We start from the raw sequence: 20,382 nt of genomic DNA, 5'->3' as shown, positions 1-20,382 counted from the left end.
GTTGCATAAAATATTAACATACACAATGAGAATATTGTTTATCATCTTAATGATCTTTGGCATAAATGTACTTGACGATCATTTTGCAGAATCAGAAATAAACGATGCTGATGCTGTACAAGTTGTCGCGATAGGAGATTCACTCACATATGGGAGTGGTGACCCAGAGCGGATAGGGTATATTGGTAGAGTCCAAACAAGAATGTCAAATGAAATTGGCAGTCAGGTCATATTGAATCGTTATGGCATTAGAGGTTACCGTACGGACCAAATTATGGTTCATATCCAAAACATAGAAACGAAACAAAAGATTAGTCAAGCTAATTATATCTTTCTGTTTATTGGGACGAATGATTTTATTCAAGCAGCTAGACGGGATATGAATGCTGTCAATCCAACCGAGATGGAAGAGAAGAGGGGAATTTTCCAAGAAAATCTGAGCGAATTAGTCGGTCAAATTCGTAAGGATAACCAATTTGCACCTTTACTTCTGATTGGAATGTATGATCCATATACGGACCTTGTTAATCATGACCAGCTCCATAAAATACTAAACAATTGGAATCAGGTTACAGAAGGTATGGTGGCGGAGTTCCCAAATACGTATTATGTTTCCACAATTGATTTGTATTTGAAGAAAGAGAAGCAACGTTACTTCAAAGACATTATTCACCCAAACCCTGCTGGATATGATTTACTTTCAGACCGGGTTATCAACGAAATGAAGAAAAATGCTTTGTTGAACTAACCTCAGTTTTATAATAGCTCGGTTCAACCCGCTAGTTGAATTTCACTATGCGGGTTTTACGCCGTGTATCCAAAGGACGTGGCGGTACCGATTTCTACGGAGCACCCAAAGAGGTTGAATGAGTGCTCGGTAGCGAGGTAATTGGTTTGCGGAGCACCCAAAGAGGTTGAATGAGTGCTCGGTAGCGAGGTAATTGGTCTACGGAGCACCCAAAGATGTTGAATGGGTTCTCGGTAGCGAGGTAATTGGTCTACGGAGCACCCAAAGAGGTTGAATGAGTGCTCGGTAGCGAGGTAATCGGTCTACGGAGCACTCAAAGAGGTTGAATGGGTGCTCGGTAGCGGGGTAATTGGTTTACGGAGCACTCAAAGAGGTTGAATGAGTGCTCGGTAGCGAGGTAATTGGTCTACGGAGCACCCATAAGTCAACATAACCCAAATAAAAAAGCTGGACCCATATCCATTTTGTGTGGATTTTGGGAGCCAGCTTTTTCAGGTTCCTACTACTTCATTGCCATATCGTTTTCTAATTTTCCGTTCATATCTAGCATGAAGCCAATTTCTCGTCCAAGTAGTTGAGAAAGTTCTTTTGCTTTCTTTTCACTTTCAGTTTTGATTTGCTCTATGGTGAGTTCTCCTTTAAGTTTTGAAGAACCTACGATAATCATTAGATCGCCCTTCTCAAAAAACACGATTTTCATATATGTCCAACCTCCAAATAGAACTTGATTTTACCTATAAGATTCGCTGCTATGGTGCGGAGATAGGGGGTGATGTGAGGGGAGAATAAAGAGAAAAAATTGAGGATTTTGTAAATGTTTGTCATGTAGTGGAGTGAAAAATGATATGATGAAACCAACAGACAAACAGGAGGCTATACTTGTGGAAAAAGTAACTGATCTCATATTACTTGTCGCAACATTGTTCGGCACTAAGCTGAAAGTGCTTGTTATGGCAATTTGGGCCTTTTTCGATTTCTTCTTAGAAAATTTTTGGGTGCAATTCGCACTTGTTACAATACTCTTATATGCAATCATCCGTCTTTCAGAAAAAATTTATCTTTGGTATATGTATCATAACTACATGCATCGAAAAATCGAGAATAGCCTTAGTAGTTTTATAGATTTTGAATTAATGTTTAAACATTTGACGGACAATAAGCGGTCAAATGGCATTATTCCCGACCTTAAGTTCACAAAAAATCGTCTGCATCAATATAATCAGACTGAATTAAGATTGTTATCTTCCTTCATTCACACCTTACATAGGGGTTATCGTGATTTGCGCCCTGGTGTATGGGTAGCTGCCTTTCTACTCGGTGTTGCAGCAGCTCACATACTAAATGTTATTGACTTTGAAAATTTAACATTTAATTTTGAAACCGTGTTGAAAACAACGACAATTATAGCCTTTTGGTACATTATTACACTTTTCCGATATTCAAATCGAAAGAAAAAGGTTGCACAATTGTTAGGGTTGATTTCAACTAGTCAGAAAGAAAAATCTCTTCAAACAGAAGAAGAACTAGAGTTAAAACAACTAAATCCATCTCATTAATCGAGTTTGACCGAATCCAAGTCGTCTTAGATGATATTGGAAGGTCAAGCTCGTTTTTTGCTAAACAATCGGATCTGAATTCATCATAACTTAAGCTTTCGAAACATGCGGATGATCTCTCAAATGAAAACGATATGGTAAAGCGGCATGCTCTTCTGCGTAGTCTATATTAATACGAGGGCTACGTATGATATCAGAGTCATCTACAGATTGGGAGTGCCTGATAGACACACTATGATTATCCATGAGTGTTTGTCCATATAGATCCATATTCAACTGCATTGCTTTACATAGCTTGCCAGGTCCATTTGTGAGATTTCGATACTGACTTCTTAGATAGGATTCTTTTATGCCAAATCGATTCTTAAGCATAAGTTCAATCCCTTGGATTGGTTCTAATGCCCGGATTAAAATGGCCTCAGGCTTTCCAATGGGACCTGAAACGATATTAAAGCAATGATGCATTCCATAGATTAAAAACATATACACATGCCCAGGCGCACTGTACATTATTTCTGTGCGAGAGGTTCTCCTACCTCCGTATGAGTGGGCGGCTTTATCCTCTGGCCCTTTATACGCTTCAACCTCAACGATTTTTCCTGATAAGGTGCCTTGCGTCGTCTCGTGTACCAATTCCTTACCGATTAATTGTCGAGCAAGCTCCAAAGTTGGTTGTTCCAAAAATTCCTTTGTAATCGTCATATATAATCACCTATCTTCTGTTAACCTTAGTTAATTTTAAGTTGACACAATTCACTCCATATTTCATAATAGTCTTGGATGTACAATGTATACAACTAGAATAGGAAGTGAAGGAAAATGAAGAAAACATACACGCTCGTATATGCAGCAATGTTTGCGGCAGTGGTTGCGGCACTAGGTCTAGTACCACCCATTCCCGTGCCAGGATCACCTGTACCTATTACAGCACAAACATTGGGTGTAATGCTAGCCGGAGGATTACTTGGAGCGCGTCTCGGTGGATTGAGTTTACTCGTATTTATCGGATTAATTATTTCTGGTGCACCTGTTCTTTCTGGAATGCGTGGAGGCATTGATGAGCTGGTAGGTCCTAGTGCAGGTTATATACTGAGCTGGCCGATTGCAGCATTAGTCATCGGTTATCTCGTTGAAAAGTCATGGGCGAACCTTAAGTTTTGGAAAGTACTTTTATTTAATATATTGGGTGGAATCATTGTCGTGTACGCAGCTGGAATTCCAGTGACTGCATTTGTCCTAGATCTATCCCTTCCAGCAGCAGCATTATCAGCAATTGCTTATATTCCTGGGGATATGGTTAAGGCAATTATTGCAGCATTCGTCGTTGTAAAAATGAAGAAACGAAATCCAGTTTTGACAACTAATAAGAAAAATCTTGCTGCATAAGTTGCATATGATACCCTAAAGAAAGAGGTTCGTCTTCGTTGACAGCCTCTTTCTTTTTAATAAAAAAGGTAGGTAACGTTCATGATTTTTGACCATATAAAAAAACAGGCGAACAATCATCCTGATTCTATCGCCATTACAACGTCTGACAAGACATGGACCTATGGACAACTGAATCGTAAGGTCGCGCTCGCTGCACAGCATATCTATCAAAAAGTACCGATTGAAAAGGGTACGATTGCACTTTATTTTTCAATGAATCGTGTTGACTTCATTATTTATTTTCTAGCTGCTTCCTCCATAGGTTGGAAAGCGGTGCCGATAGATCCGAAGGTGCCTAGTGCAGCAGTAAAAGAAATACTGTCAGATAGTGAAACTGACTTACTTATTACAGATTTTGATCATGAGACTTTAATAGATATTTGGGAGGGGGAGCAGATCACTTCCTCCGATGATATAGATTTAAATGATCAGATACAGCTCCCACAGCCGCATCCAGCGTCAATCTTTTATTTAGGATATACGTCGGGGACATCAGGTAAACCTAAGGGGTTTGTTCGAACACAACGGTCGTGGACAGAAAGTTTTAAAAACACCGATGCTGAATATCAAGTTCGCCCTGATGATGAAGTGATCATCACTGGTTCTTTGGCTCATTCTCTATTTTTGTATGGTGCAATACATGCTTTAGCTAGCGGAGCTACAATCCGATTAATTGAGCAATTTTCTGCAGCAAAAGTCGCTCGGAATGTCCAGAATACCGCGAGAACCTTCTTGTATGTCGTTCCTACCATGCTTGAATCATTATTAAATGAAAAGGCTAAGCAGTGGGAGGCAGTTGATTGCATTATTTCTTCAGGGGCTAAGTGGAATCACTCAAGACGTGCGAAGGTGGAAAAGATGTTTGTTAATGCGAATTGCATCGAGTTTTACGGTGCTTCGGAATTGAGCTTTGTATCGATTCTGCACCATTCCTATGCTGTGGAAAAAGCAGATTCCGTAGGGCGTCCCTTTGCTGGCGTATCCTTAACGATCCGTGATCAGCACTTTCAAGAAGTGGAACCAGGTGAAATCGGTAAACTTTATGTGAAAAGCGATATGGTGTTTAAAGAGTATTGGAATCTACCTAATGAAACTGAAAAAGTCATTAAAGATGGTTGGGTGACAGTAGGTGACCTTGCTCGAATAGACGAAGATGGTTTCGTCTATTTAGTAGGACGAGCAAACCAAATGATCATTAGTGGTGGACTCAATATTTATCCTGAGGAAGTTGAACGTACGATTCAGTCCGTTCGTTCAGTTGAAGAGTGTGCGGTAGTCGGCCTACCTGATACATATTGGGGAGAGAAAGTTGTTGCTTTTATCAAATGGAGGAAAGGCAATGAAGATGACGTAAGATCTTTAGAACATTCATGTGCGAAAAGTCTCGCAAAATACAAATGGCCAAAAGCTTACATCACAGTGAAAGATTTTCCGTATACCGTCAGCGAAAAAATTGCTCGCAAGAAATTGATTGATCAATATATGAGTGGGGGAATGAAAGATGAATGATGTGTTTATTGTAGAGGCTAAACGAACCCCGGTTGGAAGAATCGGGGGCATACTTAAAGATATTCCCCCAGAGCAATTAGCAGCAGAATTAATGAAGTCGATGATAGAAGGAGTAGAAATCCCAGCTGATCAAGTGGATGAAGTCATACTCGGAAACGTTGTAGGTCCAGGTGGTAACTTAGCGAGGCTATCTAGTTTAATCGCAGGTTTTCCGGTTGAAGTCCCAGGTGTAACGGTAGACAGGCAGTGCGGTTCTGGTCTAGAAGCCATTCATATTGGTGCAAGGACGATACAATCAGGTGGAGCAGATCTTATCATAGCTGGTGGGGTAGAAAGTACAAGTCTTGCCCCATGGAAAATGGAGAAGCCTAGCAGTTTGCATGCTTTATCTGGTCCAAAGCTGTTTAGTCGAGCACGTTTTTCCCCTGATAACATAGGTGATCCAGAGATGGGCGTAGCAGCTGAAAATGTAGCTGAAGCTTATCAAATAAGTAGAGTAGACCAAGATCGATTTGCGCTAAAAAGTCATCAAAAAGCGATTGAATCTCAAAAAAGCGGCCGCTTTGATGCTGAAATCGTTCCTATACAGGGGATCGATCAAGACGAGTGTCCAAGAGAAAATACCTCCTTGGAAAAATTAAACCGTCTAAACCCTGCGTTTGTAGAAGGAGGAACGGTTACGGCAGGTAATGCATGTCCAATTAATGACGGGGCATCTGTTGTTCTTCTTGCTTCAAGGAAAAAGTGTTTAGAGTTCGGGTTAAAACCTCAGATCCGCTTCGTTGATGCTTGTTCGGCTGGTGTCGATCCAAATCTTTTAGGAATTGGTCCGATCCCTGCAGTGAGAAAACTTTTGGAAAAACAGCAGTTGCGTATTAAAGACATTGATTTAGTTGAATTCAACGAAGCATTCGCGTCACAAGTACTTGCATCTATACGATCGTTAGCAATCCCTGAAGAAAAGCTGAATATAGGGGGCGGGGCTATTGCGCTTGGACATCCATACGGCGCATCAGGCGCTATTCTAATGACACGTTTGTTCCACGAAATGAAACATTCACAAGCGAATACGGGACTCGTTACTCTAGGAATCGGTGGCGGTTTAGGGTTAGCTACACTTTTGGAGCGACAATTATAGGAGTGATGAAATGGACTTGTTGAGACAGCTAGAAGTAGGACGTAAAACGGAAAAGTTTATCATCCATGTCAAAAATGAAGAAGCCCTTCAATTCGCAAAAGTTGTCGGCGAATGGCCGTTGCAACAAATCGATAACGATACTACGCAATTCATCGTTCCTCCAACATTTCCGATTAAATATTGGCAAGAAGTTGAAATGCCTTGGTTAGATGGTGTAGGTCCGCTCGTCCACGGAGAACAGTCATTTCAGTATGACAAGCCGATTTTAACTGAGACGACTTATTATGGAGATATTCAGTTAGTAAAGGTTGAAGAGAAAGATGGAAAGCTAGGTACTGTCATTTGGGTGGAGCATGAATTAAATGGCTATGATGAAGACAGTTGGAAGCCTTTTTTTACGTGTACAACGAAAGCGATGTTTAAGGAAAAAACAGGTGAAGGCCGATGAAACATGTAACGAAACAGCTCACATTTTCTGAGGAAGACATTTTGGATTATGTAAATGTAAGTGGTGATGATAATCCTATTCATACTTCTGCTGATGAAGCGAAGAAAATGGGTTTTGAAACCTGTCCTGTCCATGGCATGTTAGTCATGGCCAAAGTCGGTAGTTATGCTAGTGAAATAACAGGAAAGAAATGCTGGACCAATTCATTTACAGTACGCTTTCAAACACCAGTATATGTGCAAAGGCAATACGAGTTGAAAATGGTGAGAACAGAAGAACAGGACCATCATCTTACTTTATGTAGTTTAGATGGCTCGATTGTATTGAAAGGGAAAATAACATTAACAGAGCAGTAGAGGTGAGGAAATGAATAATAAGGTGGTCGTCATAACAGGATCAACGAAAGGAATAGGGCTCAGTATGGCTAAATACTTAGCTGAAGAAGGCGCGTCGGTGGTCATCAATGGTCGAAATAAGGAACGGGTTGCAGCAACTGTAGATGAATTAAAGACGATTCATAACCGAATATATGGTGTATGTGAGTCTGTAGATAATGAAAAAGGATGCAAACGTATCATCGATGAAACGATCAAAACGTTTGGTCGTATTGATGTGCTCGTCAATAATGCAGGGGTCGTTCAAGATAGAATTTCTTATAAAATGGAGGAGCAAGAGTGGGATCAAGTGATTGAAACCCATCTCAGAGGTACATTTGCCTGTACAAAATATGCTGTACTAGCAATGAGAGAATTAGAAATAGAAGGTACAATTGTCAATATGACATCTAAATCGGGAATGGAAGGACTGCCTGGTCAGTTAAACTATAGTGCAGCGAAATCTGGGATCAACGGTATGACGTACACGTTGTCTAAAGAACTGAACCGGTTCGGAATATCTGTTTACGCCATTGCGCCAGTGGCCGAAACCGATATGACAAGACCAGTTATTCATATGCTCCAAAAAAAAGCAGATGAGAAGGGAATACCACTTCCAAAGGAATGGCAAATGGGTTCACCTGACGATGTAGGAATGTTGTTACTGGCTTTATTACAAGAAAAACCAGAAACTGGATCGATATATTCAGTAAACGGAGAGAAAATTGGAAAATGGCATCCACCCGTCCATGAACCTTTACATGATTCGGACGATACTAAGGATCGGTCAATTCATGAATCGTTTTTACAAATAAGAAGCAAGAAGTAATAGGCAATGTATCACTGGAAGTCAAATAAGGTGCATAATAAATGAAAAATCAAGTCGTGATTTGTCGAATAATTGTTATTGGAAAATAATGTTTATTGATGACTGATTAAAATTTCAGAAAATTTTTTCTCGGAAATCAGGCGAGAATCTAGTTATATCAATGGTTCTTTCAGTTACCAATATTTAGAGGCCCGAAGATTTTCACAAAAACCCTTTCTAGTTGATTTCTATACAGTTATAATATTAGTAAGAACTTTTAAAGGGGGATGGTTATGGGGGTTATAGCCAAAGAAAGACTGACAGAAGAAGAGAGAGAGTTATTACTGGAAGTCGTTTTAGAGCAAAGATATGCATCTGAAGTTGTGAGTTGTGAATTAACAGATATTGAAACTGGCTTAAAGAATAGTGAAGAACAACGAGTACGTAATTTGAATTCATTATTGCTTCGCTTACATAAAGTTGGTGTATAAATGAAAGCAGATCCGGAATGTGGTATTCATTCGACATTTCAGGATCTGCTTTTTCTTATTGACTTCAATTAATTATCGAGTAAACCTTTTCTTCTTGCTTCCATTCTCCACTCTGCTTCTTTAATATAACGTTTAGATGCGGTGTTTCGCGTTCTTAAATAGGACCAATAATTTGTGTAATGAGGAGGTCTGAATTCAGTAGGTACTCTCCTCGCATAACCCCACCAATTTAATTTTTGATTTTCTAAAAGGATTAAGTAATGGTCATACTCCTTGTTCATATTTACACTCCTAAAGTAAATAGTTTCTTCTGTTAATCTCATTCTTTCAATTCTGATCAAGAAGTATTCATGGCAAAGAGAATTTCAACTCAGTATAAAAGCATTTTTGCTATTTCATATTCATAAAGTAAGAAGAAATGAACCGTTTTGTAATGAACTCCATCCATCTACCTATTTAACGTTATAATAGAGGCGAAACGTATACAGATATGGAATTTGTATTGTTGAGGGGGGATTGAAATGATGGAACAAGTCATTATGTTTGCATCGGTTATGACTCCTATTGTGACTGGATTGACAGAAGTGGCAAAACGAACATTTCTTATTCCAAAACGGTTTATCAATATTGTAAGTTTAATAATTGGATTAGTAGTTGGATTGATGGCATTCCCATTGACCGATTTAGATTGGGCTTTAAGGACTTGGGCTGGTACAATGGCAGGACTCGCAGCCACAGGTCTTTATGAAGTTGGAAAATATCGAGTTGGACCTCGCCATAAATAAATAATTGGGCTTGTTTGTGAAAAATAGGCTGCATAATCTGTGTGAATGAGAGTTCCTTTAAGTGAAACTTCATATAATAGGGTAAGGGAGTACAAGCTGGAGGTTATGATTATGGAGTGGACATTTTTCATCGTGTCCATGGTTGTTAGTATTTTGACAACTTTAGCAGCTGTTTATTTTCGGCTGAAGCTTAGACACAGATTTGAATCGCGAGACAATCAAGTAAAAGCTAAAGAACTAGCTAAAACGGCATTACCACAAGAAATACAGGAGAATTTCAAGCTATACTTACGTAAAGATACGAGAAATGCTGGTAGCCTTCAGGAGTTTTTAGAATTGGGTAATATCGAGTTACAGGGTGATGAAAGAGTATGGAAGGAAACCTATCTATTTCAACTTGATGAATGGGATAAAGTAAAGTATGAGATCGCTAAAATGGACACCGTATTGGCTGACCAATTGATTCAGGTATATCGTCAATTTGAGATTTTAGATAGGCATGCAAAGATGGAATCACCCGTGTTTCGAGTCGAGCGTTCCGGTTTTGAGAGCTTTACTGAAAACTGTGAGAATATCATAAGAGAATTAAATAGTGGATAAGAAATCATTACCTGAAATCGAGGTGATGATTTCTTTATTTGTGGATCGATTTCGGCAAATCATAACATTATCTTCTAAAAATGATGTTCCTTCTACAAAATACAATCAACAAGTAAAAAGAATGGCGAATTATTTCATTGATAAATGGAATAAATAGGTATAATGTTTGAAGGTTATTGTTTGTGCATATTGAATGTATTAGCAAACGTCCAATTGAAGTAATGTTTTATAGAGAAGCAAAACAGGTATACCAATATTAAAACTAGTTCAGAATAATAATAGACGATCAAAATTATTTGATAAAGGGGAGTTTGGGTCATGAAGAAGAGTTTATTACCACTTTTAATAGGGATACTTATTGTCTTTGGACTTTTTTCATATGGTGAACAGACGACTTCCAAACAGTATGCAAGTGAAGACCTCTCGAAAAAGTCATTCTCAATGGAACCTATTGAAGTTAATGAGAATGTTGCGGTGGCGAGTACATTACATACATCGTTAGAAAAACAAGTCAAAACGACTACAACGACTAAAAACACCGACAGTCATCATCCAGATAAAGGCGATTTCATTAAACTTACTGATACGTTCATGAATGAAGTGATTCAACCAACAGGTGAAAATAATAAGGTGAATCAATTTGATACGAAAGATGGTTTGATAAATCACCTTAGTCAATATGCTTCTGAAGATCTTTCCAAATATTATGTTGACGGACTTTATGAAGAAAAGAAAGATGGTTTGTACATCATTCCAACAGAATTACCTCCATGGGTGATGAAGGGAGAACCTTCTGAATTGGTAAAACTTGATGAAGAGAATTATCAATTAAATCAAGAAAACCAATCTGATTTATATGGGAATTATTTCATTCAAGTGTCATTTACTATGGACAATGATCGATGGAAAATTCAATCTGCTGAAGTGAAGTAACCTGAAATGTCACTATAGGAAGAGTGAGTTGACTTTTTCTGTTTAACTTATGCTCCTACATATCTTGATGTGTAGGACTATTGCTTAAATGGGAAAAGTCTTCCTTTGCTTTTTATAAGCTATCATTAGTTCCTTTTTATTCAATGGAATCCCTCTAATGGTTTTCAACTGTATTTTTTATATCGTTCATGTAAAATAGAGGCAGAAGCTTTTTCCTAATCGCTAAGAAATAAGAGCTCCACAACCTAGTCACTCGCTTTAGAGTTAATGTCAGACTGCAACGATTGCCGTTCATCAGGATATCAGGTGACTTAAAGGTTTTTTTGCGTATTTCTAAAGGACAGAGATAAATTGGAGTTTTGCTAATGAGTTGTTTTACTTTTGAAGATTATTATCATAATGAAGTGGAGTTATCTTTTACTGATCATCCATATTCCTCCTCACCTAAGCACGTATGGATTATTTGTCGGTTCAAAGGGCAATGGTTGCTTACTGAGCATCCGAGAAGAGGAATTGAATTTCCTGGAGGGAAAGTAGAAGAAGGAGAGACAGCTGAAATAGCTGCTGTTAGGGAAGTCTATGAAGAAACAGGAGCAACAGTGGACGAACTTTATTACCTAGGACAGTATCGTGTGAATGGTAAGGGCGGTACAATCATCAAGAATGTATATTTTGCAACAATTGAAAAGATAAGTTTAAAGGCCCATTACTTTGAAACTAATGGACCTTTACTTAAGAAGAATCTCCCTGCTTCGATTAAGAATGATCATAAATACAGTTTTATGATGAAAGACCAAGTACTAGAACGAAGTTTAGCGTACATGTTGAAAGAGGGAATTACTCAGTTTTAACGTTTCCGTAATTTCCTTTCGAGCATCCCAACTCCTGTGTACATGAAGGTTGCTAAGACTGCAATGACCAACAGACTCAGCAGGACGAGTGTGAAATTGAACACTTGAAACCCGTAGATAATCAAGTACCCTAAACCTTCTTTAGATACTAGGAATTCCCCAACAATCACACCTACCCAAGACAAACCGACATTCACTTTCAGTGTTGAAATGATTGTCGGTATTGCTGCAGGGAATGTAACCTCTCTAAACACTTGGCTTTTATTACCTCCAAATGTTTCAACTACTTTAATATAATTCTGATCTGTTTCATGAAAAGCAGCGTACACAACTAAGGTAGTAATAATAAAGGAAATTAACACGCCCATCGCGATGATTGATACATAACCCGGTCCAAGTGCAACAATGAGAATTGGACCTAAAGCCACTTTAGGCATCGCATTTAATACAACAAGGTAAGGATCAGAAACTTTAGAGATAAACGGAACCCACCATAGAATGGCGGCAACTGCTGTACCTAATAGGGTAGCAATTATAAAACTTGCCAGTGTTTCCCCGGTTGTAACTGCAACGTGAATAAGGAGTGAACCGTCTTCTAATTTGTTGATGAGAAGGGTCAATATCTTACTTGGGGAACTAAAGAGCAATGGATTGATCCAAGCTTGTATTGAAGCCAATTCCCAAATGGTGATAAAGAGAACAAACAGGAAGAACTGTGTAAAGAAAACGGATCGTCGTGTTTTCTTTTCCTTGTAAATATACCGCTCGTAAGCCTCTTCAATTTTCGTGATCAAGTTCATTCAACTCCTCCCAGATTGTCTGGAAGATGTGCTTGAAATCTGGATGATTTCGAACGTGTAAGGGTTCTATTTTTCGTAAATGTTCTGGGACTGTGTGGATTGATTTTATTTTACCTGGATTGGCAGATAGGACGACTACACGGTCAGACATTGCAATAGATTCCCCAATGTCATGCGTAACGAGCACCGCAGTTTTGTGATGTTCTTTCAATGTTTTGAATACTAGATTTTCAAGCTTAAGTTTCGTCTGATAATCTAATGCTGAGAAAGGTTCATCTAGCAAAAGAAGAACAGGTTGTGTCGCTAGTGTTCTCACGAGAGCAATGCGCTGTCTCATCCCCCCAGAAAGCTCACGAGGATATTTAGAACGCGTATGACTTAGGTTTAACTGATCAAGTAAATCGAGCGTGAATGTCGTGCTCATGTCATCTAATTTATGTTGTATCTTCAACCCAAGCAAAATGTTTTCTTCAATCGTACGCCAAGGAAAAAGGTAATCTTGCTGAAACATATATCCTATTTGATGTTGAGCGTTTTGCACATATTCATTATTCACTTTAATAGAACCTACTGTTGGTTTTAGTAAACCTGCTATTAATGATAATAATGTAGTTTTCCCGCAGCCACTTGGTCCGAGGAGGGAAACGAACTCTCCCTCTTCAACCTCAAGTGTAATATCTTCAAGTGCGTTTGTGATAGATGTTGGGGAGAAGTAAGCATGAGTGAGTCGATCGATTGTTAAGAAAGACAACTGGATCTCCTCCTCTTACTGGGCAACTTTTTCAGCGATTTCAGTGTTGACTAGAATGTCATGGTCAACTTGTTTAGGCAGTTCTCCTGCTTCATCCATAATGGTTTGAAGGTTATTCCATTCTTCTATATCCAGGATCGGATTCGTTGCATAACTGTGCTGTTCTTTGTATCGTTGAGTTACTGTTTCAATTAAATCGATTGGCGTATCATCAAAGTAAGGAGCGATTACTTCAGCTATTTCTTTTGCAGAGTGGCTATCGACCCATTGCTGAGCTTTGTATAGTCCACGTGTGAATCGTTCAATGACATCTTCATTTTCGTTCAGATAGCTTTGCTTTGTCATGAAAGTAGTATAAGGAATTTTTCCTGATTCTTTACCAAATGAAGCAACGATGTGTCCGATTCCTTCTTGTTCAAACAAGCTTGCAGTTGGTTCAAACAATTGTACATAGTCTCCTGTGCCTGAAGCGAATGAATTGGCGATATTAGCGAACTCTATATTTTGAATAAGATTGAGATCTTTATGAGGATCAATACCATGTTTTCTTAGACCGAATTCACCTGCCATTTGTGGCATTCCGCCTTTTCGCTGACCTAGGAAAGTGCTACCTTTCAATTGGTCCCATGCGAAAGTCTCCGGCTTTTCTCGTGCGACAAGGAAGGTGCCATCGGTTTGTGTTAATTGAGCAAAGTTGATGACTGGATCGTTCGTTCCTTGAGCGTATACATAAATTGTTGTCTCAGAACCGACAAGTGCAATATCAGCTCCATTTGATAACAAGGTGGTCATGGTTTTGTCTCCGCCCCAAGTTGTCGTAAGGTCAATCTCAATCCCTTCTTCTTCAAAAAAACCTTTTTCAATGGCAACGTATTGAGGTGCATAGAAAATGGATCGTGTAACCTCTGCAACTCTTACTTTATCATTGGAAGAATTATTGGAGCATCCTGCTGCGATGATCGTCACAGCTAGCAATATAGTAACAGCTCCTACAATATGCCGTCTTATCTTATTAAACATAAATTTCCCTCCACAAAACTATAGTCGAAATAGTGTATGAGCGGACTCAAAAATGTGTGTTCGCCTAATTTTTGACGAGAGGTGTAACTATGTATGAATCCAACCAAATTGAACATATGCAACGCTTTCCATCTCCACATCCTCACATAAAACTGTTTGTGGTTTCCTATCGAAGTGATGGTCTTCTCGTAAAAGGACTGTTAGCAGTTCCCGATCATGAAGATGAGTTACCAGGACTGTTGTATTTGAGAGGTGGTATTAAACAAGTAGGGAAGGTAAGAATTTCTAGAGTGATCCAGTTTGCTTCAAGAGGTTTTGTCGTCTTTGCTCCGCACTATCGAGGAAATGAAGGCGGAGAGGGGTTTGAGGACTTCTGTGGTGAAGATCGTAATGATGCCTTTTCAGCCCTCCAAGTACTAGAGAGTTTGTCTTGTACGGACTCGGGAGATCTACATGTCTTTGGCTTTTCAAGAGGAGGACCGATGGCTTTGTTTACGGCAGCTCAATTTCCTCATATGATTCAATCTGTTGTCGTATGGGGAGGGGTAACCGATATGAAGCTTACGTATGAAGAACGACATAGCTTACGTAAGATGATGAAGCGTGTCGTTGGAGGATCTGTCTATAAATATCCTGAACGGTATGAATGGCGTACACCACTAACAGAAGTGTCGAAATTTAAGGCGCCAGTCTTAATTATTCATGGTGTTTACGATGAAAATGTATCGATTAAGCATGCGTATTTGCTTGAAGAGGAGTTGAAGTCGAACGATCGATCATACGAAACGTGGTACATACAAGACGATCATCACTTCAATCCAGAGAAAAAGCGACAAGTCACTCACGATCTTTGCGATTGGATGAAAAATCAGAAGGAGTAGAGGTCGAAGGAGCTAGACAAATCACATGCCCCCTCATGTACGGAATACAATTAAAAAAGGAGCGACCATTATGGTCACCCCTTTTTGCTTATGTTATACAGTTGGTCCTGCGTTTTTAATGTCACTGCTTACATTTTCGAATTTGTTGAAGTTTTCTTTGAACTTCAATGCAAGTTCCTTCGCTTTTGCATCGTAAGCCTCTTGGTCTGCCCAAGTTTTCTTAGGTTGTAAAACTTCACCAGGTACGCCTGGGCACTGAGTTGGTATGTTTAGTCCGAAGATCGGATCCTTTACTGTCTCAGTTGAGCGTAATTCTCCTTCAAGTGCAGCTTGAACCATTGCACGTGTATATGGAAGGTTCATTCGCTTACCTACGCCATACTCTCCACCAGACCAGCCAGTGTTTACGAGATAAACGTCCACATCGTGTTGTTCTATTTTCTCACCAAGCATTTTAGCGTAACGTTCAGCATGCAAAGGTAAAAATGGAGAACCGAAGCAAGTAGAGAACGTCGCTTGTGGTGATGTTACGCCACGCTCTGTTCCAGCAAGTTTACTTGTGTAGCCAGATAGGAAGTGATACATGGCTTGTTCTTTAGTTAGCTTACTGATTGGAGGCAATACGCCGAATGCATCAGCAGTCAAGAAGATGATCGTGTTCGGGTTTCCTGCAACACTTGGCGTGATGACATTCGGAATGGCATCAATCGGATATGCCGCACGCGTATTTTCAGTCAATGTCGTGTTGTCATAATCAACTTCGCGCGTTTCTTTATCGGATACGACGTTCTCAAGAACAGTTCCGAATTTAATAGCATTCCAGATTTGTGGTTCTTTTTCTGCAGAAAGGTTGATACATTTTGCGTAGCATCCACCTTCAATATTAAAGACACCGTTATTTGCCCAACCGTGTTCATCATCACCAATAAGTCGGCGATTAGGGTCAGCGGATAGTGTCGTCTTCCCAGTACCACTTAGTCCGAAAAACAAAGCAACATCGCCTTCTTGCCCTACATTTGCTGAACAGTGCATAGAAAGGATATCTTGTTCTGGCAGGATGTAGTTCATGACAGAAAAGATGGATTTCTTAATTTCTCCAGCATATTCAGTACCACCGATGAGTACGATCCGTTTTTCAAATGAGATAATAATAAACGTTTCAGAATTCGTTCCATCTACTTCAGGATCTGCAAGAAATCCTGGTGCAGAAATAACTTGAAATTGCGGTGTAAAGCCATTTAAATCGCTTTCATTTGGGCGGATGAAAAGCTGACGAGCAAAAAGATTGTGCCAAGCATATTCATTAATGACTTGAAGTGGTAATTGATAAGCTTTGTCCGCACCAGCGAAACCTTCAAATACGAAAGTTTCTTCTTTTTCATCTAAGTATTTAAGTACTTTTCTATATAAGTTATTGAATTTCTCTTCTTCAATTGGCTGGTTGACCGATCCCCAGTCAATCTTGTCTTTCACAGAAGGTTCCATTACGATATATTTATCTTTAGGTGAACGACCTGTGTATTTTCCTGTTTCAACTTGTAATGCACCTGTTGATGAAAGGACACCTTCGCCACGTGAGATTGCTTTTTCAACTAAAGTCGGAGTTGCTAAATTCTTTTGAGTTGTAGATTTACTTATAAGTTCATCGGTAAGTGAAGTAAATTGTGCCGTATTCATGTAAACCCATCCTTTACAACATAATATTGTTTAAATCATTATACATCCTATTCGTCTGAATTAGTATAACATATTTATTTTAATAATGTATACTATATTTCCGTTTTTGTGACGAATCAAACCTTAGTTTACGATTAAATAGGCGCAGTTGTTGACCTTAACTTCATTTCGTAGTTTACATTTCAATTTATTGCACATAGTACATGTAAGCTTAACTTTAATTTCCAAACAAAAAAACAACTTTATTCATTAACAGAGCTATTTAATAAGTGTACTTTCGTTGACAACCCCCGCGTACTGCGATATTATATTGCGAGAACGGCTACTCTTATTCCGAGTAGGTGGAGGGACAGGCCCAATGAAACCCAGCAACCGACACCATAGGTGAGAAGGTGCTAACCTGAAAAATAAGAGGGTGAAAGGTTTACAACGAACCACCTTTCCTCTACAAGGGAAAGGTTTTTTTTCGTCTATAATATGAATCCTTTCTTAGGTACAAGTGCAGAGGTGAAAATGAAAAAGTATTTTGCTTTAAGTTTTCATCTGATTGATGGCACTTTTTTCGTACGGAATGAGTACCGTATCAATTATCAGCGATATTGGTTATCGCCGAGGAGGTTCCGTAATGTCAACTAGCAGACGTCTTTTTACTTCTGAATCGGTCACAGAAGGTCATCCAGACAAAATTTGTGATCAAATCTCAGATGCAATTCTAGACGAAATTCTATCAAGTGATCCGAACGCTCGGGTTGCGTGTGAAACATCTGTTAATACTGGTCTTGTACTTGTTGCAGGTGAAATTACTACTTCTACTTATGTAGACATTCCTAAAATTGTTCGTGAAACAGTTAAAGGTATTGGCTATACACGAGCAAAATATGGATTTGATTATGAGACATGTGCAGTTCTTACATCTATTGATGAGCAGTCGGCAGACATTGCTCAAGGTGTCGACAAAGCTCTTGAAGCTAGAGAAGGCACGATGTCTGATGAGGAAATTGATGCAATTGGGGCAGGAGATCAAGGTTTAATGTTTGGTTACGCTTGTAATGAAACATCAGAACTGATGCCATTGCCTATTTCACTTTCTCATAAGTTAAGCCGCCGTTTGGCAGATGTAAGAAAGAATGAAGTCGTCCCTTACCTCCGTCCAGATGGAAAAACGCAAGTAACCGTAGAATATGACGAAAACAATCAACCTGTTCGAGTTGATACGGTTGTCATCTCAACACAACATCATCCAGAGGTTACACTTGAGCAGATCAAGCGTGACTTGAAGGAGCATGTCATCAATCCAGTTGTACCTACTGAATTGATTGATGAAGATACAAAATATTTCATTAACCCAACTGGTCGCTTTGTAATCGGTGGACCACAAGGTGACGCTGGTTTAACAGGACGTAAGATTATCGTAGATACTTACGGTGGATATGCACGTCATGGTGGGGGAGCGTTTTCTGGTAAGGATCCTACAAAAGTAGACCGCTCTGCTGCATATGCTGCACGTTACGTTGCGAAGAACATTGTTGCTGCTGGACTTGCTGACAAATGTGAAGTTCAACTCGCTTATGCAATAGGTGTAGCGCAACCTGTATCGATCTCAATTGATACATTTGAGACGGGAACAGTTTCTGAAGAAAAGCTTGTTGAGCTGGTTCGTGCGAATTTCGATCTTCGTCCAGCTGGTATTATTAATATGCTTGATCTTCGCCGTCCAATTTATAAGCAAACTGCAGCATACGGTCACTTCGGACGTACGGACATTGAACTCCCATGGGAGCGAACAGATAAAGCAGAAATTTTGAAAAACAACGCATAGTAACATGATGTGTGAAATGAACCCTAAACGATTGTGGTCGTTTAGGGTTTTTTGTTGTTGGAAAAAGTTTGAGTATTTAATTATCAGAAAATTGTTGCATTTGTGACGTTAGATAGAATAGACTGGTATTACCAGAATAAAAAGTGGTATTACCATAAAGTAGGTGTGAACAATGAGAACAACTGACCGAATTGAAAAAATTATCATCGAAAGAGTGATGAACGGAGGATATGCCTGCAATACATTAGTACCTTCAGAACGAGAATTAGCTGCTCATTTTGAAGTTGGAAGACCTGTGATCCGAGAAGTACTACAACGACTAGAACGCGATGGTTGGATAACGATTCGTAAAGGACAAAGGGCGGTCGTCAATGATTACTGGAGACAAGGAAATTTAATGACACTTGTCCATTATTTAGAGCAAGAGGCAGATATGCCAGATGCTTTTATTGTTCATCTTTTAGAATTGAGAAGGGCATTACTACCAGCATATGTGCACGGGGCAGTAGAAACAAATTCGATGCAAGTGGTTTCTCTGTTGACGGAAATGGATCAGTTAGCAGATGAAGCGTCAGCTTTTGCTGAATTTGATTGGAAGCTCCAACGAGGATTAGCCGCAGCCTCCTCCAATCCGATATACTTATTGATCCTAAACAGCTTCCAAAGGTTATATATTAAAATGGCAACATTATATTTTGAAGAGCAACCGTACCGAGAAGTTTCCATGAGCTATTACCGAGACTTAATTGGAGCAGCAGTTGCAAACAATCCAGATCAAGCTAAGCAACTCGCTGAACGGATGATGGATCAAAGTATCGAGATGTGGAAACAAAGGAATCATTAAAAAATAGGAGGTTCACATGAGCAAAGTGTATCGAGATTTCTTCCTCTTTCCTGATATTTTCATTTTGTCGTGTCTAATTGCTGCTAACATGACTGTAATTATCCTATTTGGTAAAGGAGGATGGATCGCCATATCTTTCGCAATTGGATTAATCGCGTTTTCTTTAAGTGAATATATGACACATCGATTTCTCTTCCATTTAAAAACACCTCAGAATCCATTCCTTCTCAAGATGTTGAAACGACTACATTATGATCATCATTCAGATCCAGATGACTTACATCTACTCTTTCTTCCTTTGTGGTACAGTATCCCGAACATGATCGTTTGGTCAGCACTTTTTTATATCATTTCAGGAAATTTATTTTACACATTAGCTTTCATGTGCGGTTTGAAAGTGATGCTTTTCTTTTACGAATGGAAGCATTACGTTGCGCATAGACCGATTAAACCGAGAACGAAATTCGGAGTTTGGATGAAAAAGATTCACATCCTCCACCATTATAAAAATGAAAATTATTGGTATGGCGTCTCAAATCCAGTTGGCGATTACCTATTCGGAACGATGAAGGAGGAAAAGACCGTCGAGACGAGTAAGACGGCAAGAGATTTAGAGAAACGAACATTTGATATGTAAATAACAGGCTGGCTCGTATAGTCAGCTGTTTTTTTGTGTAGAGCGAGAAAATGATGGGATGTTCGATAAAAATAGAGTTTTGATCGATAAAGTTGGAGTTTTGATCGATAAAATTGGAGTTTTGCACGATAAAATTGGAGTTTTGCACGATAAATTCCGAGTTTTGCACGATAAGTGGAAAAATCAGTCCATCCCTCATATACAGACGGGCTCTCTCTATCCTTAATTATTATCATAAAAAATGATAGGATGATAAAATGGTGAAAGTGGGTATAAAAGAATAG

Annotated in this window: 25 protein-coding genes and 1 riboswitch; of the genes, 18 read left to right on the top strand and 7 right to left on the bottom strand. The window is 39.2% G+C overall.

Going from position 1 to position 20,382, the window contains the following annotated elements; genetic code table 11:
* The first annotated feature begins 25 nt into the window (after positions 1 to 25).
* Positions 26 to 748, top strand: coding sequence for a GDSL-type esterase/lipase family protein (locus tag L2716_RS11660; protein WP_236334801.1), 723 nt, complete (start codon positions 26 to 28; stop codon positions 746 to 748).
* A 502-nt stretch (positions 749 to 1,250) separates the two neighbouring features.
* Here L2716_RS11660 and L2716_RS11655 read toward each other — a convergent pair.
* Complete coding sequence (locus L2716_RS11655; protein ID WP_236334799.1) at positions 1,251 to 1,448, bottom strand: hypothetical protein; 198 nt, start codon at positions 1,446 to 1,448, stop codon at positions 1,251 to 1,253.
* Between the two features lie 181 nt (positions 1,449 to 1,629).
* Between L2716_RS11655 and L2716_RS11650 the strand changes: the two genes are divergently transcribed.
* Entirely contained in the window at positions 1,630 to 2,304 is a 675-nt protein-coding gene (locus L2716_RS11650; RefSeq protein ID WP_236334797.1) for a hypothetical protein, read from the top strand.
* Between the two features lie 90 nt (positions 2,305 to 2,394).
* Here the strand turns inward: L2716_RS11650 and L2716_RS11645 are convergent, their stop codons facing one another.
* On the bottom strand, positions 2,395 to 3,006 hold the full coding sequence (locus L2716_RS11645; protein WP_236334795.1) for a DNA-3-methyladenine glycosylase: 612 nt from the start codon (positions 3,004 to 3,006) through the stop codon (positions 2,395 to 2,397).
* A 117-nt stretch (positions 3,007 to 3,123) separates the two neighbouring features.
* On the opposite strand from L2716_RS11645, the gene L2716_RS11640 reads away from it, so the two are divergent.
* The 7 genes from L2716_RS11640 to abbA all read left to right on the top strand — a co-directional run bounded on the left by L2716_RS11640 (position 3,124) and on the right by abbA (position 8,500).
* Positions 3,124 to 3,690, top strand: coding sequence for a biotin transporter BioY (locus tag L2716_RS11640; protein ID WP_236334793.1), 567 nt, complete (start codon positions 3,124 to 3,126; stop codon positions 3,688 to 3,690).
* Positions 3,691 to 3,771: 81 nt separating this feature from the next.
* Positions 3,772 to 5,241 (top strand): AMP-binding protein, encoded by a 1,470-nt coding sequence (locus L2716_RS11635; RefSeq protein WP_236334791.1) that lies wholly within the window; start codon positions 3,772 to 3,774, stop codon positions 5,239 to 5,241.
* On the top strand, positions 5,234 to 6,379 hold the full coding sequence (locus L2716_RS11630; protein ID WP_236334789.1) for a thiolase family protein: 1,146 nt from the start codon (positions 5,234 to 5,236) through the stop codon (positions 6,377 to 6,379). Before L2716_RS11635 ends, L2716_RS11630 begins: the two co-directional genes overlap by 8 nt.
* 10 nt (positions 6,380 to 6,389) lie before the next feature.
* Positions 6,390 to 6,827 carry an FAS1-like dehydratase domain-containing protein gene (locus L2716_RS11625; protein WP_236334787.1) on the top strand — a complete coding sequence of 146 codons (438 nt, stop codon included), beginning with the start codon at positions 6,390 to 6,392 and terminating at the stop codon, positions 6,825 to 6,827.
* Positions 6,824 to 7,183 carry a MaoC family dehydratase gene (locus L2716_RS11620; RefSeq protein ID WP_236334785.1) on the top strand — a complete coding sequence of 120 codons (360 nt, stop codon included), beginning with the start codon at positions 6,824 to 6,826 and terminating at the stop codon, positions 7,181 to 7,183. Before L2716_RS11625 ends, L2716_RS11620 begins: the two co-directional genes overlap by 4 nt.
* Positions 7,184 to 7,193: 10 nt before the next feature.
* A complete protein-coding gene (locus L2716_RS11615; protein ID WP_236334783.1) occupies positions 7,194 to 8,030 on the top strand; it encodes an SDR family NAD(P)-dependent oxidoreductase in 837 nt (278 codons plus the stop codon).
* Positions 8,031 to 8,302: 272 nt separating this feature from the next.
* On the top strand, positions 8,303 to 8,500 hold the full coding sequence (abbA, locus tag L2716_RS11610; protein ID WP_408005305.1) for an antirepressor AbbA: 198 nt from the start codon (positions 8,303 to 8,305) through the stop codon (positions 8,498 to 8,500).
* Positions 8,501 to 8,568: 68 nt separating this feature from the next.
* On the opposite strand, the gene L2716_RS11605 is transcribed toward abbA, so the two are convergent.
* Positions 8,569 to 8,781 (bottom strand): hypothetical protein, encoded by a 213-nt coding sequence (locus L2716_RS11605; RefSeq protein ID WP_236334779.1) that lies wholly within the window; start codon positions 8,779 to 8,781, stop codon positions 8,569 to 8,571.
* A 240-nt stretch (positions 8,782 to 9,021) separates the two neighbouring features.
* On the opposite strand from L2716_RS11605, the gene L2716_RS11600 reads away from it, so the two are divergent.
* From L2716_RS11600 to ytkD, 5 genes are all read left to right on the top strand, one after another.
* A complete protein-coding gene (locus tag L2716_RS11600; RefSeq protein ID WP_329610116.1) occupies positions 9,022 to 9,285 on the top strand; it encodes a holin in 264 nt (87 codons plus the stop codon).
* A gap of 111 nt (positions 9,286 to 9,396) precedes the next feature.
* Positions 9,397 to 9,885, top strand: coding sequence for a hypothetical protein (locus L2716_RS11595; RefSeq protein WP_236334777.1), 489 nt, complete (start codon positions 9,397 to 9,399; stop codon positions 9,883 to 9,885).
* A complete protein-coding gene (locus L2716_RS11590; RefSeq protein WP_236334775.1) occupies positions 9,878 to 10,042 on the top strand; it encodes a hypothetical protein in 165 nt (54 codons plus the stop codon). The genes L2716_RS11595 and L2716_RS11590 overlap by 8 nt, the downstream gene beginning before the upstream one ends.
* A gap of 161 nt (positions 10,043 to 10,203) precedes the next feature.
* The gene (locus L2716_RS11585; protein ID WP_236334773.1) at positions 10,204 to 10,818 is read left to right on the top strand and encodes a hypothetical protein; all 615 of its coding nucleotides are present in this window, start codon (positions 10,204 to 10,206) and stop codon (positions 10,816 to 10,818) included.
* A 365-nt stretch (positions 10,819 to 11,183) separates the two neighbouring features.
* Positions 11,184 to 11,669: an RNA deprotection pyrophosphohydrolase gene (gene ytkD / locus L2716_RS11580; RefSeq protein ID WP_236334771.1), complete on the top strand. Its 486-nt coding sequence runs from the start codon at positions 11,184 to 11,186 to the stop codon at positions 11,667 to 11,669.
* Here ytkD and L2716_RS11575 read toward each other — a convergent pair.
* The 3 genes from L2716_RS11575 to L2716_RS11565 are packed head-to-tail and all read right to left on the bottom strand — an operon-like array spanning position 11,666 to position 14,240.
* Entirely contained in the window at positions 11,666 to 12,469 is an 804-nt protein-coding gene (locus L2716_RS11575) for an ABC transporter permease (protein ID WP_236334769.1), read from the bottom strand. The two genes, ytkD and L2716_RS11575, sit on opposite strands and share 4 nt — an antisense overlap.
* Complete coding sequence (locus tag L2716_RS11570; protein ID WP_236334766.1) at positions 12,447 to 13,220, bottom strand: ABC transporter ATP-binding protein; 774 nt, start codon at positions 13,218 to 13,220, stop codon at positions 12,447 to 12,449. The genes L2716_RS11575 and L2716_RS11570 overlap by 23 nt, the downstream gene beginning before the upstream one ends.
* A gap of 15 nt (positions 13,221 to 13,235) precedes the next feature.
* Positions 13,236 to 14,240 (bottom strand): ABC transporter substrate-binding protein, encoded by a 1,005-nt coding sequence (locus L2716_RS11565; protein ID WP_236334762.1) that lies wholly within the window; start codon positions 14,238 to 14,240, stop codon positions 13,236 to 13,238.
* An 89-nt stretch (positions 14,241 to 14,329) separates the two neighbouring features.
* Between L2716_RS11565 and L2716_RS11560 the strand changes: the two genes are divergently transcribed.
* Complete coding sequence (locus L2716_RS11560; RefSeq protein ID WP_236334759.1) at positions 14,330 to 15,121, top strand: alpha/beta hydrolase family protein; 792 nt, start codon at positions 14,330 to 14,332, stop codon at positions 15,119 to 15,121.
* Positions 15,122 to 15,214: 93 nt separating this feature from the next.
* Here the strand turns inward: L2716_RS11560 and pckA are convergent, their stop codons facing one another.
* Positions 15,215 to 16,798 (bottom strand): phosphoenolpyruvate carboxykinase (ATP), encoded by a 1,584-nt coding sequence (gene pckA / locus L2716_RS11555; protein ID WP_236334757.1) that lies wholly within the window; start codon positions 16,796 to 16,798, stop codon positions 15,215 to 15,217.
* A gap of 325 nt (positions 16,799 to 17,123) precedes the next feature.
* A riboswitch (SAM riboswitch) is annotated at positions 17,124 to 17,212 on the top strand.
* Between the two features lie 211 nt (positions 17,213 to 17,423).
* Here pckA and metK point away from each other — a divergent pair.
* The 3 genes from metK (at position 17,424) to L2716_RS11540 (ending at position 20,098) form a co-directional block, all read left to right on the top strand.
* Positions 17,424 to 18,617: a methionine adenosyltransferase gene (gene metK, locus L2716_RS11550; protein ID WP_236334755.1), complete on the top strand. Its 1,194-nt coding sequence runs from the start codon at positions 17,424 to 17,426 to the stop codon at positions 18,615 to 18,617.
* 172 nt (positions 18,618 to 18,789) lie between these two features.
* Complete coding sequence (locus tag L2716_RS11545) at positions 18,790 to 19,461, top strand: GntR family transcriptional regulator (protein WP_236334753.1); 672 nt, start codon at positions 18,790 to 18,792, stop codon at positions 19,459 to 19,461.
* A 16-nt stretch (positions 19,462 to 19,477) separates the two neighbouring features.
* Positions 19,478 to 20,098 (top strand): sterol desaturase family protein, encoded by a 621-nt coding sequence (locus L2716_RS11540; protein WP_236334751.1) that lies wholly within the window; start codon positions 19,478 to 19,480, stop codon positions 20,096 to 20,098.
* Positions 20,099 to 20,382: the final 284 nt, after the last annotated feature.

Source organism: Pseudalkalibacillus berkeleyi, assembly GCF_021608225.1.
GTDB classification, from domain to species: Bacteria; Bacillota; Bacilli; order Bacillales; family Fictibacillaceae; genus Pseudalkalibacillus; species Pseudalkalibacillus berkeleyi.
This window is presented reverse-complemented; position numbering and strand designations above follow the sequence as displayed.

Excerpts from the sequence above, each read along its gene's own strand:
- L2716_RS11655 (WP_236334799.1), bottom strand. The coding sequence starts at position 1,448 with ATGAAAATCGTGTTTTTTGAGAAGGGCGATCTAATGATTATCGTAGGT.
- L2716_RS11575 (WP_236334769.1), bottom strand. The coding sequence starts at position 12,469 with ATGAACTTGATCACGAAAATTGAAGAGGCTTACGAGCGGTATATTTAC.
- L2716_RS11640 (WP_236334793.1), top strand. The coding sequence starts at position 3,124 with ATGAAGAAAACATACACGCTCGTATATGCAGCAATGTTTGCGGCAGTG.
- L2716_RS11540 (WP_236334751.1), top strand. The coding sequence starts at position 19,478 with ATGAGCAAAGTGTATCGAGATTTCTTCCTCTTTCCTGATATTTTCATT.
- L2716_RS11565 (WP_236334762.1), bottom strand. The coding sequence starts at position 14,240 with ATGTTTAATAAGATAAGACGGCATATTGTAGGAGCTGTTACTATATTG.
- L2716_RS11625 (WP_236334787.1), top strand. The coding sequence starts at position 6,390 with ATGGACTTGTTGAGACAGCTAGAAGTAGGACGTAAAACGGAAAAGTTT.
- L2716_RS11660 (WP_236334801.1), top strand. The coding sequence starts at position 26 with ATGAGAATATTGTTTATCATCTTAATGATCTTTGGCATAAATGTACTT.
- L2716_RS11615 (WP_236334783.1), top strand. The coding sequence starts at position 7,194 with ATGAATAATAAGGTGGTCGTCATAACAGGATCAACGAAAGGAATAGGG.
- abbA (WP_408005305.1), top strand. The coding sequence starts at position 8,303 with ATGGGGGTTATAGCCAAAGAAAGACTGACAGAAGAAGAGAGAGAGTTA.
- L2716_RS11630 (WP_236334789.1), top strand. The coding sequence starts at position 5,234 with ATGAATGATGTGTTTATTGTAGAGGCTAAACGAACCCCGGTTGGAAGA.
- pckA (WP_236334757.1), bottom strand. The coding sequence starts at position 16,798 with ATGAATACGGCACAATTTACTTCACTTACCGATGAACTTATAAGTAAA.
- L2716_RS11645 (WP_236334795.1), bottom strand. The coding sequence starts at position 3,006 with ATGACGATTACAAAGGAATTTTTGGAACAACCAACTTTGGAGCTTGCT.
- L2716_RS11620 (WP_236334785.1), top strand. The coding sequence starts at position 6,824 with ATGAAACATGTAACGAAACAGCTCACATTTTCTGAGGAAGACATTTTG.
- L2716_RS11600 (WP_329610116.1), top strand. The coding sequence starts at position 9,022 with ATGATGGAACAAGTCATTATGTTTGCATCGGTTATGACTCCTATTGTG.
- L2716_RS11635 (WP_236334791.1), top strand. The coding sequence starts at position 3,772 with ATGATTTTTGACCATATAAAAAAACAGGCGAACAATCATCCTGATTCT.
- L2716_RS11585 (WP_236334773.1), top strand. The coding sequence starts at position 10,204 with ATGAAGAAGAGTTTATTACCACTTTTAATAGGGATACTTATTGTCTTT.
- L2716_RS11545 (WP_236334753.1), top strand. The coding sequence starts at position 18,790 with ATGAGAACAACTGACCGAATTGAAAAAATTATCATCGAAAGAGTGATG.
- L2716_RS11605 (WP_236334779.1), bottom strand. The coding sequence starts at position 8,781 with ATGAACAAGGAGTATGACCATTACTTAATCCTTTTAGAAAATCAAAAA.
- metK (WP_236334755.1), top strand. The coding sequence starts at position 17,424 with ATGTCAACTAGCAGACGTCTTTTTACTTCTGAATCGGTCACAGAAGGT.
- ytkD (WP_236334771.1), top strand. The coding sequence starts at position 11,184 with ATGAGTTGTTTTACTTTTGAAGATTATTATCATAATGAAGTGGAGTTA.
- L2716_RS11595 (WP_236334777.1), top strand. The coding sequence starts at position 9,397 with ATGGAGTGGACATTTTTCATCGTGTCCATGGTTGTTAGTATTTTGACA.
- L2716_RS11560 (WP_236334759.1), top strand. The coding sequence starts at position 14,330 with ATGTATGAATCCAACCAAATTGAACATATGCAACGCTTTCCATCTCCA.